The following is a 14166-nucleotide window of genomic DNA, read 5'->3' as shown; positions in this document are numbered from 1 at the left end:
GAGAGTCTGTATGTATCCAACCCATCATTTTAAAGACAAGTTCATTTTATTTCTTAAGATTTTCTTCCCTATTTTGGTTTATCAATTCGCAAATTATTCGGCTTCCTTTGTCGATACGACTATGACCGGCCAGTATAATACGATTGATTTAGCTGGAGTATCAATGGCTACTAGCTTGTGGAATCCTTTCTTTACTTTTTTAACTGGTATTGTTTCCGCCTTAGTTCCTATAGTTGGACATCATTTAGGACGTGGGAAAAAAGAAGAAGTGGCTTCTGATTTCTATCAGTTTCTTTATCTTTCGCTTGGCTTATCCATTTTTCTATTTGTTTTAGTTTTTCTGGTTGCTCCTCTAGTTCTAAATAATATGGGATTAGAAGTGGCGGTAGCAAATATAGCAGTTCGTTATCTATGGTTTTTAGCAATAGGGATTATTCCTCTCCTACTCTTTAGTGTCATTCGTTCGTTACTGGATGCACTTGGGTTAACAAGGTTGTCCATGTATTTGATGCTTTTATTACTCCCTCTCAATAGTGGTTTTAACTATTTATTGATTTATGGTGCCTTTGGTTTTCCTGAGTTGGGAGGAGCTGGAGCGGGACTTGGGACCTCTATGGCTTATTGGGTCTTGTTAGGTATATCTATACTAGTACTTCTTAAACAAGAAAAATTAAAAGAACTACATTTAGAAAACCGGCTACCTTTAGACAGGAATAAAATAAAAGAAGCGATAAAACTGGGGCTACCTATTGGTGGAACTGTATTTGCAGAAGTTGCTATTTTTTCAGCTGTCGGCTTGATTATGGCGAAGTTTTCATCATTGATAATAGCTAGTCATCAGTCTGCCATGAACTTCTCATCTCTCATGTACGCCTTTCCTATGAGCATTTCAACAGCAATGGCTATTGTTGTTTCTTACGAAGTTGGTGCTAAACGTCTAGAGGATGCTAAGAAATACATAAAAATCGGACGACTATCAGCGATGGCATTCGCAATTTTAACACTTTCTTTTCTGTATGTTTTTAGAGAAAATGTTGCCAGTCTCTATGGTCATGATCAAGAGTTCATTCAACTAACTGCTAGTTTTATGACTTATAGCTTATTTTTCCAGTTAGCTGATACATTTGCGGCACCATTACAAGGGATTTTACGAGGCTACAAAGATACTGTCATCCCTTTCTACCTTGGCCTCCTTGGATACTGGGGAGTTGCTATACCTCTTGGTTTGTTTCTAGATTATTCAACAAATCTCGATGCTTATTCATATTGGATAGGTCTTATCGTAAGTTTAGTTGTCAGCGGATTACTCTATCAGTGGCGTTTACAAGTTATTATGAAAAGATTCAAATAATTTGTTGAAAATATCCATGGAAATCAGTTTGTGAAATAGCCATTTTACGTAAAGAAAAGTCTTGATTTTATTGACTTTTCTTTTTTTATATTGTGAAAAAATATCAAGCATAATCATTGACTCTAGTTAGCTTATAAGTTAGAATAGAAATATAAGAAATTAAACTTAGAAAGGCAAGATTATGTCAACTTTAGATAAAAATCTTTTGCTTGAGATGTTCCGTAAGATGGAAGAAATTCGTCGTATGGACTTAAAAATTGCTCAATTAGTAAAAAAAGGAAAAGTGCCCGGTATGACGCACTTTTCTGTTGGTGAGGAAGCTGCAAACGTTGGGGCTATGTTAGCTCTAAACGAAGATGACCTCATCACCTCAAACCACCGTGGTCACGGACAAGCCATTGCTAAAGGAATCGACCTTAATGGTATGATGGCTGAGATCCTTGGTAAATATACTGGAACTTGTAAAGGTAAAGGTGGATCAATGCATATCGCCGACCTAGATGCAGGGAACCTTGGTGCTAACGGTATCGTTGGTGGTGGTATGGGAATCGCAGTAGGTGCAGCCCTTACTCAACAAATGAAAAACACTGGTAAGATTGTTGTGTGCTTCTTTGGGGATGGTGCGACAAATGAAGGTGTATTCCACGAGGCTGTTAATATGGCTTCAATTTGGAATCTACCAGTTATTTTCTACTGTATCAATAATGGTTATGGAATCTCTGCTGACATTAAAAAAATGACTAATGTCAAGCATATCCATGAGCGTAGTGCTGCTTATGGAATTCCAGGAATGTTTATCGAAGATGGTAACAATGTTATCGATGTCTACGAAGGATTTAAAAAAGCAGTTGATCATGTTCGTTCTGGCAAAGGTCCTGTCCTCATCGAGAGCGTAACCTACCGTTGGCTTGGTCATTCGTCATCAGACCCTGGTAAATATCGTACACGTGAAGAAGTCGATGAGTGGAAAGAAAAAGATCCAATTGAAAACCTTCGCAAGTACCTTGTTGAGAACAAGATTGCTAGTGCAGAAGAACTTGAAGAAATTCAAGCGCAAGTTAAGGAAGCAGTGGAAGCATCTGTTAAATTTGCTGAAGAAAGCCCTTTCCCTCCACTAGAATCAGCATTCGAAGATATTTACGCAGACTAAGGAGAAGTAGAGAAATATGGAAACAAAATTAATGTCTTTCCGCGATACCATTATCCTTGCAATGTCTGAGGAAATGCGTCGCGACGAAAATGTACTCTTGATGGGTGAAGATGTAGGTGTCTTCGGTGGAGACTTTGGTACATCTGTAGGTATGCTTGAAGAATTTGGGCCAGAACGTGTTCGTGACTGTCCTATTTCTGAAGCAGCTATTTCTGGAGCAGCTGCTGGTGCAGCCATGACAGGACTTCGTCCAATCGTTGATATGACTTTCATGGACTTTTCTGTTATTGCCATGGACAATATTGTTAACCAAGCAGCTAAAACCCGTTACATGTTTGGTGGTAAAGGTCAAGTGCCTATCACAATCCGCTGTGCCGCTGGTAATGGGGTAGGTTCTGCAGCACAACACTCACAATCATTGGAATCTTGGTTTACTCACATCCCTGGATTGAAAGTTGTTGCTCCTGGTACGCCTGCTGATATGAAGGGGCTTCTTAAGTCTTCTATCCGAGACAACAACCCTGTTATCATTCTTGAATACAAATCAGAATTCAACCAAAAAGGTGAAGTACCGGTAGATCCTGACTATACAATTCCACTTGGTGTTGGTGAAATTAAACGCGAAGGAACGGATGTAACTGTCGTAACCTACGGTAAAATGCTTCGTCGTGTTATGCAAGCAGCTGAAGAGTTGGCTGAAGAAGGAATCTCAGTAGAAGTAGTAGACCCACGTACCTTGGTTCCGCTTGATAAAGAGATCATTATTAACTCTGTCAAGAAAACAGGAAAAGTCGTTCTTGTCAATGATGCTCATAAAACCAGTGGTTTTATCGGTGAAATATCAGCTATTATTTCTGAATCTGAAGCATTTGACTACTTGGATGCACCAATTCGTCGCTGTGCCGGGGAAGATGTACCAATGCCTTACGCACAAAATCTTGAAAATGCAATGATTCCAACAGTTGAAAGCATCAAAGATGCAATCCGTAAAACTCACAACAAACAGTAATACATAAAATAAATTATGTAGCTTATATTAATTTGGACGAAGAAGCTTTGTATCTAATGGTGCAAAGTTCTCTGCGTCCTTGATATCTTAGATTAGAGCACGGGCTAAAAGCCCTTTGCATCATAAAATTGAACTCGGGCTAAAGTCCGTGTGTAAAAGATAAACTTTTCTAGAAACTAAAGTTTCTTCGTCAAGTTTCCTATTTTCACTTTGACTTTTGACGCCCTTAGTATCTTATAATAGAATAGGAGAGGTCATGGCTGATGATAAGCTAAGAGCGACTCCTGCAGCTAGAAAATTAGCGGATGATTTAGGAATTAACCTCTACGATATTTCTGGCTCAGGCGCAAACGGTCGTGTCCACAAAGAAGACGTGGAAACATTTAAAGACACTAATGTGGTTCGCATTTCGCCACTTGCAAAACGAATTGCACTTGAACATAACATTGCATGGCAGGAAATCCAAGGAACTGGTCATCGTGGTAAGATTATGAAGAAGGATGTTTTAGCTTTCCTTCCTGAAAATATCGAGAACGATACAATCAAGTCACCTGCTCAAATCGAGAAAGTGGAAGAAGCTCCAGATAACGTAACACCTTATGGTGAAATCGAGCGTATTCCAATGACACCGATGCGTAAGGTTATTGCGCAACGTATGGTTGAATCTTACTTGACTGCACCAACCTTTACGCTTAACTACGATGTCGATATGTCTGAAATGCTTGCCCTTCGTAAGAAAGTCCTAGAACCAATCATGGAAGCAACTGGTAAGAAAATTACAGTTACTGACTTGCTTTCACTAGCGGTTGTTAAGACTCTTATGAAACATCCATACATCAACGCTTCATTGACCGAAGACGGTAAGACAATTATCACTCACAACTACGTCAACCTTGCGATGGCAGTTGGAATGGATAATGGATTGATGACACCAGTTGTTTATAATGCTGAAAAAATGAGCTTGTCTGAGTTGGTAGTTGCCTTCAAAGATGTTATCGGACGTACTTTGGATGGTAAACTAGCTCCTAGCGAATTGCAAAATTCAACCTTCACCATCAGTAACTTAGGAATGTTTGGTGTTCAATCATTCGGACCTATCATTAACCAACCGAACTCAGCAATCCTTGGGGTTAGCTCAACAATTGAGAAACCTGTTGTAGTTAATGGTGAAATCGTGATTCGTCCAATTATGAGTCTTGGTTTAACAATTGACCACCGTGTCGTAGATGGTATGGCTGGTGCTAAGTTTATGAAAGACTTGAAAGCTTTAATTGAAAACCCAATCTCAATGTTGGTTTAGAGAATTTATTTTTAGAAATATAGATAAAGGAAGTAAGATATGGCCTTAGAAGTAATTATGCCAAAAGCCGGCGTGGATATGACAGAAGGACAAATCGTCCAATGGAATAAAAAAGTCGGAGAATTTGTAAAAGAAGGAGAAATCCTTTTGGAAATCATGACTGACAAAGTCAGCATGGAATTGGAAGCAGAAGAAGACGGTTACTTGATCGCTATCCTGAAAGGGGACGGCGAGACTGTTCCTGTTACTGAAGTTATCGGTTATCTTGGTGAAGAAGGGGAAAATATCCCAACAGCTGGAGCAGCTGCACCAGAAGCTAGCCCAGCACCTGCAGCAAGTGCTTCGAACGATGATGGTAAGAGCGATGATGCTTATGATGTCGTTGTTATTGGTGGTGGACCTGCTGGTTATGTTTCTGCCATTAAAGCAGCTCAATTAGGTGGTAAGGTTGCTCTTGTTGAGAAATCTGAACTTGGTGGAACTTGTTTGAACCGTGGATGTATCCCAACTAAGACTTACCTTCACAACGCTGAAATTATCGAGAATATCGGTCATGCTGCAAATCGTGGTATCGTGATTGAAAATCCTAACTTCACTGTTGATATGGACAAACTTTTAGAAACTAAATCTAAAGTTGTGAATACTCTTGTTGGTGGTGTCGCAGGACTTCTTCGTAGCTATGGAGTTGATGTTCATAAGGGTATCGGTACCATTACCAAAGATAAGAATGTCTTGGTAAACGGCACTGAATTACTTGAAACTAAGAAAATCATCCTTGCTGGTGGTTCTAAAGTAAGTAAGATTAACGTTCCTGGTATGGAATCATCACTTGTTATGACTAGTGACGATATCCTTGAAATGAACGAAGTACCAGAAAGTCTTGTTATCATTGGTGGTGGGGTTGTCGGTATCGAGCTTGGTCAAGCCTTCATGACATTTGGTTCAAAAGTTACTGTTATCGAAATGATGGATCGCATTGTTCCAGCAATGGATGCGGAAGTATCTAAGAACCTTCGCTTGATTCTTGAACGTAAAGGTATGACTATCTTGACAGGTACTAAACTTCAAGAAATTATTGAAGAAGATGGCAAACTCCGTATCAAAGTTGAAGGAAAAGATGATATCATCGCAAATAAAGCTCTTCTTTCAATCGGTCGTGTTCCAGATCTTGAAGGAATCGGAGAAGTTGAGTTTGAGTTAGACCGTGGTCGTATCAAGGTTAATGAATACATGGAAACTTCTGTTCCAGGTATCTATGCACCAGGTGATATCAACGGTACTAAGATGTTGGCCCACGCTGCCTTCCGTATGGGTGAAGTAGCGGCTGAAAATGCCCTTAAAGGAAATCACCATGTTGCTAAATTGAACTTGACTCCGGCAGCTATTTACACACTTCCAGAAGTAGCGGCAGTTGGTTTGACAGAAGAACAAGCTCGTGAGAAATATGATGTCCAAATCGGTAAATTCAACTTTGCTGCAAACGGACGTGCCATTGCATCAGATGCGGCTCAAGGATTTGTTAAAGTTATTGCAGACAAGAAATATGGTGAAATCCTCGGTGTTCACATCATTGGTCCTGCAGCTGCAGAATTGATCAATGAAGCGTCAAGCATCATCGAAATGGAAATCACTGTTGAAGAAATGCTTAAGACAATCCACGGACATCCAACATACTCTGAAGTTATGTACGAAGCATTTGCGGATGTACTTGGAATGGCCATCCATTCACCTAAGAAAAAATAAAAATAGATAGATTAGACTGGAATTATTTTCCAGTCTCTATCGTATTAGAAGGTATCTTATGAAATACATTATCAATCATTCAAACGACACTGCCTTTAATATTGCTTTAGAGGAGTACGCTTTTAAGCATCTTCTTGATGAAGATCAAATCTTCCTTCTTTGGATCAACAAACCATCTATCATTGTAGGTCGTCACCAAAATACCATCGAGGAAATTAACCGTGACTATGTACGCGATAACGGTATTGAAGTAGTCCGTCGGATCAGTGGTGGCGGAGCTGTTTACCATGATTTGAACAACCTTAACTATACCATCATTTCAAAAGAAGATGAAAACAAGGCCTTTGACTTCAAGAGTTTCTCTACTCCAGTTATCAATACTTTGGCTGAACTTGGTGTTAAAGCTGAATTTACAGGCCGTAACGACTTAGAAATTGACGGTAAGAAATTCTGTGGAAATGCCCAAGCCTATATCAATGGCCGTATCATGCACCATGGTTGTCTTCTCTTTGATGTGGATTTGTCAGTCCTAGCTAACGCACTTAAAGTGTCTAAAGATAAGTTTGAATCAAAAGGGGTTAAATCAGTCCGTGCTCGAGTAACGAATATTATCGATGAGTTGCCAGAAAAGATCACTGTTGAAGAATTCCGTGACTTACTCTTGGAATACATGAAAAAAGAATACCCTGAGATGACTGAGTATGTATTCTCAGATGAAGAATTGGCTGAAATCAATCGCATCAAAGAAACTAAGTTTGGAACTTGGGACTGGAACTATGGTAAATCACCAGAGTATAACGTCCGTCGAGGAACTAAATTCCCAAGCGGTAAGGTTGAAATCTTTGCTAATGTTATTGAGTCAAAAATTCAAGACATCAAGATTTATGGAGACTTCTTTGGTATCGAAGATGTAGCAGCAGTAGAAGATGTCCTTCGTGGCATTAAATACGAACGTGAGGATGTCCTCAAAGCCCTTCAAACCATTAACCTAGGTCGTTACTTCGCAGGAATCACTGCAGAAGAGATTGCTGAAGCTGTTGTTGAATAAAGTAAAAGATATCCATTTAATATGGATATCTTTTATCTTAGACTTGATATTCAAAAATAATGAGAGTAGAATATAGAGGAAATCTGAACAAAAAGGGGATCATATTCGATGATGAAAATTCCAGTTGAAAATCTCGGTCTATTTGAACAGTTAGATCGTATAGTAGTGGCTTTTTTCAGCAAGCAACAACCTTCAAGTCCATATGATTTGAATATCAGTATTACACAAGAACACCTTGATCAGAAAAAGCAAGAGCTAGAACCATTAGGCTATCAAGCTGTCCAATTACCATTAGGAATGGCTTTAGATAATATCATTCAGCAACCTTATTATAAAAGCTTAATCATTGGTGGTCTTGCTCCTGAGGAAATTATTGTTAGCAAAGAAGAATTAATGCCTATGAAAGACATTGTTGATAGTTTTTGTATTATGTATGCTGCAGCTAATAACCGCCTTGAAAATAGTAAAGCTTATGAATTAATGAAAGATAAAACGGTCTACTTTATTGGAAAACTTTTTACTGACATTCCACAAAAAGGTGATGAAATTGCTTATATGGGTATTGATAGAACTGCTAACGATGGTACGCCATATGAAGCTGTTAAATGCTTTTTAACGAAAGAAAGTGCTGAGAAGTATAACGAAGAGAAAAGACCCATCAGCCCTGCGAATCTGGCTTATCTAAAGTCATTTTTGGGAAAACCAGTTATAATTGAGCCACACAGAAATTATTGGATTGAATTTTTATAGAATAATAAAAGAGCGATAGATTTTTGATTATCTAACGCTCTTTTTACAAATATTACATAAATTATATTATGTGCCATTACAAACTATCCAAGGCATTTTTCTGTTCATCATTAACAATATGGGTATACAAGTCGGTAACTTGTGTGCTGGCATGTCCCAGCTGGTGGCTGACCAAAACTTGTGACTTGGTGGCATCATAGAGACGAGTTGCTAATGTATGACGTAGTTTATGGGGTGTCACGCGGACTTTGAAGTCTTCCGAATACTTAGCAACCATCTTTTCAACACTAGAAGCATCAATTCGGTTTGGAACACCTCGATACAAGGTCAGAAAGAGGGCTGTATCAGTCTTTTCTGTCTTGTAACGTTTGTCTCGAATAGCAAGATATTGCTCTAGATAAGGCTTAGCAAAGGCAGCAACATTGACCGAGTCACGTTTTCCACCTTTTCGAGTGACGTCAATGACCATCATCTTAATATTGAGGTCACGAAGGTCTAGGTTAACGGCTTCAGAGAGACGGATGCCAGAGGCGAGAAGGAGTGCGATAATGGCTAAATCTCGCTCTTTATTCTTATTAAAAGAGGATAAAGCGCGATTAGAGAGAGTTTTAGGATATTCCTCATCTATATAATTCAAAAATCCCTCTGTTTCATCGCCTAAAAAGAGCTTTTGCTTGATATTTTCAGCTCGGGCCGCCAAGGTTTCTTTCTTTTTCTTGGTAGCAACCTTCTTCATGACGTTGCGGTAGAAATAAGGTTCTCCTTGCTCATTTTCAACTTCCTCAGTCAAATATTTATAAAGGCTAGACAATGCTGATAAAGTTCGGTTAATAGTTGTTTGGGAGACACCATTCTTTGTCGTATTAGCATTGAGTAAAGGACGTTCACGTAAGTAAAGAATAAAAGATTCCATGTCTTTCTTGGTCATGTTCTCAAGAACATCCAAAGGAATATTAGCCATGGTGTCAGCATTCGATATACCAGATTCCAAGACCCAGGTAAAAAATCGATCGTATTCCTTTAAGTATTCGTACAAGGTCGTAAAACTGTATGGAACAGCTAGTTTTGATTGATAGAATTCCAGGACGTACCAGGGCATGACTTGTTTGAGTTTATCAATCCGTTCTAATAAGATTTCACGTTTCATGTTTTTCTCCAAATCTTTCTATACTAGTAGTATAGCATAGTCAGATATATTTTTCAAGAAAATTATAGTTTTTCGGAAAGATGTTATAGTGGAGATTTATGAATGTTCAAATAAGCTATACAATTCTAAAAAACGTCTAGATTGGCTAACTGAATCATTGATCATTAATTTACTGACTTAAAAAATTTCTAAAGCTTCTACAGTTTATCTACAGTTTATTAAAATACAATATAAAAACTCGATACCATTATTTAGGAATAGAGTTTTTATTCATATGATTCGGTCTATCATTTTAATTAGTAATTTTAGACCAACAATATACAAGACATAACATAAGTTATGTAAACAACTAATCCTACAACAATAAATCTTTCACTTTTCCAATTTCACTTTTTGGAATTACGAGATGAATCATATCACCTAGATACATCCTTGTAGATCCATTAACTGTCTTACTTTTCCCATTATGTACTTGGGTTGTGATGAGTACGTTATGAGGTAAATTGAGTTCATGTACTTGCTTACCAGCAATTTTGTCTGATACTGGAATTTCAATTAGTGTAACTTCTCCATCATCAGTTGCAGATTCAGGTAACATTTTTTCTAGCATGGCTTCATAGACGGGCGCCCCTTTAAGCAGATCCATAACAATATAGGCAACTAGGGTCACCATACCTAATGGCATTAGATTTCGGATATCCCCGACCATCTCAGTCACAAGAATCATAGCTGTCAAAGGTGCTTTTGAGATAGCCCCAAAATAGCCACTCATTCCAAGAATCACAAAGATAGGAAATTGCTGCTGGGTAACAAGGCCAAGATTGACACAAATAACACCGACTAGAGCACCAAGTAAGGATCCTAAAGCTAAAATTGGTAAGAAAATACCACCTGGTAGTCCACTTCCATAACTGATCATGCTCCAGATAAAGCGAATGATGAAGTAAATTAAGAGAATTTGGAAGCTAAAATCCTGTTCTGTTAAGGATAAGACAACCTGATTTCCCCCACCAAGTATTTGAGGTAGGAATATTCCCACAGGAATAATCAGGATAAAAGCAAAAATTGGATGATAAGCTTTGTCTATGTGAACCTTTTTCCCAATCCAATCATAAACTTTCCCGACATTTAGAACGGCTTTCTCATATAGATATCCAGAAACTCCAAGAAAAATCCCCATAACCAGATAAATCCAATATTGACTAAGACTCATTTGAGGAATATTATCAGGCATATCAAGTACAGGTGTTAAGCCAAAGATGAGAAGAGAAACGAAGTTTGCTACTAGACTAGCAGCTAAGGTAGAAACCCAGAAAAATCGTGAAAAATGGTGATAGACTTCTTCTACTACAAATAATAACCCCGCAATCGGTGCATTAAAGGCTGCAGCAAGACCAGCCGCAGCTCCGCTAGCAATCAAAGAACGCTCCTCAACAGGGCTAGACTTGAGCCATTTAGCAATTCCTTTTCCTCCAGCGGCACCTAGCTGAATACTGGGACCTTCACGCCCTAACATGAGTCCACTAGCAATTGCTAAAATACCAAGAATATATTTCTTCCAGAGGACACTCCACCAGTTGAGAGACATGAGACCTTTTAACTCGGCTTCAACTTGAGGAATACCAGAACCTTTGATATCTTTTTCTGAGCGTGTTAATTTGGCACTAAGCAAGCAAATTAGAATATAAAACAATAAAATGATCAATAGATTTCGAAGTAGATTTTCTTGGTCTAGATATAGTCCTTGAACGATATGAAAGCCTTTTTCAATCAAAAAACGAAAAGACCCAACAATAAGGCCTACAACTAATCCAACGATAATTCCTCGCCCTACTTGAGATAGAATTGTACTTGACGCAAAGGCAAATTCTTTCTTGGAACTAAGTGTTTCCGACTGTTCTCCCATAATTTTCCCTCTCAATTCTTATCTTTACTTGACGCAACAAGTGTTTTAATCGGTTCAAAACTGGTGCGATGAATGGGTGTGACACCGTGCTTTTCAATTCCTTCTAGATGCTTAGCAGTTCCATAGCCAGCGTTTTGAGAAAAATCATAACCTGGAAATTCTTGGTCATAGTTTGCCATGATCTTATCTCTAGTAACTTTAGCTATAATCGAAGCTGCTGCAATAGATAAGGAGTTGGCATCCCCTTTGATGATGGATGTCTGAGAAATCGGCAAGTCCAACTTCATAGCATCAATCAAAAGATGTTCTGGCTGAGGTTCAAGTTGAGAGATAGCTTCTTTCATAGCTAGTTTCGTCGCTTCATAGATATTGACTTGGTCAATGACATGATTGTCCATAATCCCAATACCGATTGCTAGGGCATTCTCTTTGACAGCCTGAAAAATCTCCTCGTGTTTTTTCTTAGGAATTTTTTTGCTGTCATTTAAACCTTTAATTTTACAATTTTTGGGCAGAATGACTGCTGCAGCAACGACAGGTCCAGCTAGAGGACCTCTACCAACTTCATCAACTCCAGCAATGAAGCTTATTCCATTCTCGTAAAGCTCTTTTTCATAGCTAAGCATGGCTTCTAAGCGGAGATTTTCATCAATTTCTGCTTGAAGGGCTTTTTTACGCTTTTCAATTTCCTTTTGTACACCTGAACGAGAATCTTTTTCAAATTCCTTAAACAAGGGACTTTCAAGATCAGTTATCTTTGCTAATGATTCTTTTATTTCTTTAATCGTTGCCATTGAGATCATCCAATGTATCTAAGGTATAGTTACCCAGTTTTCCATCACGAACTTCTTTGACAAAGAGATTGTAAAAACGATCGTAATCATCACGGAAACCAAGGATACGCGTCATATCCATGATAATTTCTGGAGCCTCATCGTCCAGATTCATTTGTTTAAATCGTTCTTGAAGCTTTTCAGGATAATGCGTTTTAAAGTAATTGAGACCGAAAATCGTTACCTCATCCATTGGAAGTAACTGATCCTTGATTGCTCCTGTAAGTGCAAGTTTAAGAGCAACGGTTTCATCTTCGAATTTTGGCCAGAGAATACCAGGAGTATCCAAAATTTCTAAATCCTTATTGGTTTTAAGCCATTGTTGGCCTTTTGTGACACCCGGTTTATTACCAACTACAGCAATTTTCTTACCAGCTAAACGGTTCATCAGAGTTGATTTTCCTGCGTTTGGAATTCCAATAATCATGGTACGCAAGGTTTCAATTTGAATACCACGTTCTTTCTGACGAGCAATCTTATCCGCCATGAGTTTCTTAGCAGCATCTGTCACGACTTTTACCGTAATTTGCTCTTTAGAATTAATAGCGAGTGTTTGAACCCCCTGTGATTCAAAATGCTGACGCCACTCTTTTGTCAATGCAGGGTCTGCAAGATCTGCCTTGTTTAGAATCAATAGTCTTGGTTTGTCCCCGATGATTTTAGTCAGCATTGGATTTTGGCTAGACAAGGGCAAACGTGCATCTACTAAAACTGTCACAAAATCAACAAATTTTAAATTTTCCTGAACCTGACGTCGTGCTTTGGACATATGTCCAGGAAACCATTGAATAGTTGCCATTTTATTTCCTTTTCTTCATACAAACTTATTCTAAAAAACATAGATGATTACTGACTATTTTACCATATTTTGGCTATTTTTGCAGGTGAATTGTGCCTTTTAAAAAGGGAAATCCCCCTTTACCAAGAGGAAAAGAGGGATAAAATGATTATTGATGGATAGCTTGCGATGCAGTAATCAGAGTTAGTTTGTAAACATCGTCAGAGTTACATCCACGCGAAAGATCATTTACTGGTTTGTTAAGGCCTTGCAAAACAGGTCCAACAGCAGCAAATCCACCAAGACGTTCTGCCATCTTGTAACCAATGTTACCCGCTTCAATACCAGGGAAGATGAAGACATTAGCTTGTCCAGCTACGTTGCTTCCAGGAGCTTTAAGTGCTGCAGTTTCCGGAACGAAGGCAGCATCGAATTGTAATTCACCGTCAATTTCAAGGTCTGGACGCAAGTCGTGTGCAATCTTAGTTGCTTCAACAACTTTATCGACACTTTCACCAAAACCTGAGCCTTTAGTTGAATAGCTAAGCATAGCAATCTTAGGTTCAATACCAAACATTTTGGCTGTGATAGCTGAGTTAATAGCAATTTCAGCTAGAGCGTCGGCATCAGGATTGATGTTGATAGCACAGTCACCAAACAAGTAACGTTCACTACCACGAACCATGAGGAAGGCACCTGATGTACGGCTAACATTTGGACGAGTCTTGATGATTTGAAGAGCTGGACGAACGGTTGAAGCTGTCGAGTGAATAGCACCTGAAACCATACCGTCTACTAAGTCCATATAAACTAACATAACACCAAAGTAGTTAACATCATTGATGAGTACTTCTCTCGCTTCTTCTTCTGTCATTTTTCCTTTACGACGTTCAACAAGAGAAGCTACCATTTCTTCAAATTGTGGGTAATGTTCTGGATCGATAACTTCGTAACCGTCTGTAATTCCTTCAATTTCAAGATAGATTTTAATTTTGTCAGGATTTCCTAATAGTACAGGGATAACTTCTGTTTCTTTTACCAAGCGCTTCGTTGCTTGAAGGATACGTGGTTCTTCACCTTCAGGTAGGACGATGCGTGCATTTTTACCAACTAAGCTGGCCTTCAAACTTTCAAAAACTTCCATGAGTTTT

12 protein-coding genes are annotated in these 14166 nt (G+C 38.6%); 7 read left to right on the top strand and 5 right to left on the bottom strand.

Going from position 1 to position 14166, the window contains the following annotated elements:
- Positions 1-10: 10 nt before the first annotated feature.
- The 7 genes from ACXYSM_RS03655 to ACXYSM_RS03625 all read left to right on the top strand — a co-directional run bounded on the left by ACXYSM_RS03655 (position 11) and on the right by ACXYSM_RS03625 (position 8351).
- Complete coding sequence (locus ACXYSM_RS03655; RefSeq protein ID WP_458634395.1) at positions 11-1351, top strand: MATE family efflux transporter; 1341 nt, start codon at positions 11-13, stop codon at positions 1349-1351.
- Between the two features lie 181 nt (positions 1352-1532).
- On the top strand, positions 1533-2501 hold the full coding sequence (locus ACXYSM_RS03650; RefSeq protein ID WP_036757432.1) for a thiamine pyrophosphate-dependent dehydrogenase E1 component subunit alpha: 969 nt from the start codon (positions 1533-1535) through the stop codon (positions 2499-2501).
- A gap of 16 nt (positions 2502-2517) precedes the next feature.
- Positions 2518-3510, top strand: coding sequence for an alpha-ketoacid dehydrogenase subunit beta (locus ACXYSM_RS03645; RefSeq protein WP_049548449.1), 993 nt, complete (start codon positions 2518-2520; stop codon positions 3508-3510).
- 256 nt (positions 3511-3766) lie between these two features.
- Complete coding sequence (locus tag ACXYSM_RS03640) at positions 3767-4810, top strand: dihydrolipoamide acetyltransferase (protein WP_458634394.1); 1044 nt, start codon at positions 3767-3769, stop codon at positions 4808-4810.
- 39 nt (positions 4811-4849) lie between these two features.
- Positions 4850-6553 (top strand): dihydrolipoyl dehydrogenase, encoded by a 1704-nt coding sequence (gene lpdA, locus ACXYSM_RS03635; protein ID WP_458634393.1) that lies wholly within the window; start codon positions 4850-4852, stop codon positions 6551-6553.
- A gap of 58 nt (positions 6554-6611) precedes the next feature.
- Complete coding sequence (locus tag ACXYSM_RS03630) at positions 6612-7601, top strand: lipoate--protein ligase (protein WP_458634392.1); 990 nt, start codon at positions 6612-6614, stop codon at positions 7599-7601.
- 108 nt (positions 7602-7709) lie between these two features.
- Complete coding sequence (locus tag ACXYSM_RS03625) at positions 7710-8351, top strand: hypothetical protein (protein WP_458634391.1); 642 nt, start codon at positions 7710-7712, stop codon at positions 8349-8351.
- Between the two features lie 76 nt (positions 8352-8427).
- Here ACXYSM_RS03625 and xerS read toward each other — a convergent pair whose 3' ends face one another.
- The 5 genes from xerS to pta form a co-directional block, all read right to left on the bottom strand.
- The gene (xerS, locus tag ACXYSM_RS03620) at positions 8428-9498 is read right to left on the bottom strand and encodes a tyrosine recombinase XerS (RefSeq protein ID WP_458634390.1); all 1071 of its coding nucleotides are present in this window, start codon (positions 9496-9498) and stop codon (positions 8428-8430) included.
- A gap of 355 nt (positions 9499-9853) precedes the next feature.
- The gene (locus ACXYSM_RS03615; RefSeq protein ID WP_458634389.1) at positions 9854-11404 is read right to left on the bottom strand and encodes a ClC family H(+)/Cl(-) exchange transporter; all 1551 of its coding nucleotides are present in this window, start codon (positions 11402-11404) and stop codon (positions 9854-9856) included.
- 11 nt (positions 11405-11415) lie between these two features.
- A complete protein-coding gene (locus tag ACXYSM_RS03610) occupies positions 11416-12198 on the bottom strand; it encodes a ribonuclease HII (protein WP_458634388.1) in 783 nt (260 codons plus the stop codon).
- Positions 12185-13036 (bottom strand): ribosome biogenesis GTPase YlqF, encoded by an 852-nt coding sequence (gene ylqF, locus ACXYSM_RS03605; RefSeq protein ID WP_458634387.1) that lies wholly within the window; start codon positions 13034-13036, stop codon positions 12185-12187. Before ylqF ends, ACXYSM_RS03610 begins: the two co-directional genes overlap by 14 nt.
- A gap of 148 nt (positions 13037-13184) precedes the next feature.
- Entirely contained in the window at positions 13185-14159 is a 975-nt protein-coding gene (gene pta / locus ACXYSM_RS03600) for a phosphate acetyltransferase (RefSeq protein ID WP_458634386.1), read from the bottom strand.
- Positions 14160-14166 lie beyond the last annotated feature (7 nt).

The sequence above is a fragment of the Streptococcus sp. V940 genome, from assembly GCF_054353495.1.
The sequence above is the reverse complement of the archived record's forward strand: the minus strand, read 5'-3'. Positions and strand labels throughout refer to the sequence as shown.

Excerpts from the sequence above, each read along its gene's own strand:
- ylqF (WP_458634387.1), bottom strand. The coding sequence starts at position 13,036 with ATGGCAACTATTCAATGGTTTCCTGGACATATGTCCAAAGCACGACGT.
- ACXYSM_RS03655 (WP_458634395.1), top strand. The coding sequence starts at position 11 with ATGTATCCAACCCATCATTTTAAAGACAAGTTCATTTTATTTCTTAAG.
- ACXYSM_RS03640 (WP_458634394.1), top strand. The coding sequence starts at position 3,767 with ATGGCTGATGATAAGCTAAGAGCGACTCCTGCAGCTAGAAAATTAGCG.
- pta (WP_458634386.1), bottom strand. The coding sequence starts at position 14,159 with ATGGAAGTTTTTGAAAGTTTGAAGGCCAGCTTAGTTGGTAAAAATGCA.
- ACXYSM_RS03625 (WP_458634391.1), top strand. The coding sequence starts at position 7,710 with ATGATGAAAATTCCAGTTGAAAATCTCGGTCTATTTGAACAGTTAGAT.
- ACXYSM_RS03630 (WP_458634392.1), top strand. The coding sequence starts at position 6,612 with ATGAAATACATTATCAATCATTCAAACGACACTGCCTTTAATATTGCT.
- ACXYSM_RS03610 (WP_458634388.1), bottom strand. The coding sequence starts at position 12,198 with ATGGCAACGATTAAAGAAATAAAAGAATCATTAGCAAAGATAACTGAT.
- xerS (WP_458634390.1), bottom strand. The coding sequence starts at position 9,498 with ATGAAACGTGAAATCTTATTAGAACGGATTGATAAACTCAAACAAGTC.
- ACXYSM_RS03650 (WP_036757432.1), top strand. The coding sequence starts at position 1,533 with ATGTCAACTTTAGATAAAAATCTTTTGCTTGAGATGTTCCGTAAGATG.
- lpdA (WP_458634393.1), top strand. The coding sequence starts at position 4,850 with ATGGCCTTAGAAGTAATTATGCCAAAAGCCGGCGTGGATATGACAGAA.
- ACXYSM_RS03645 (WP_049548449.1), top strand. The coding sequence starts at position 2,518 with ATGGAAACAAAATTAATGTCTTTCCGCGATACCATTATCCTTGCAATG.
- ACXYSM_RS03615 (WP_458634389.1), bottom strand. The coding sequence starts at position 11,404 with ATGGGAGAACAGTCGGAAACACTTAGTTCCAAGAAAGAATTTGCCTTT.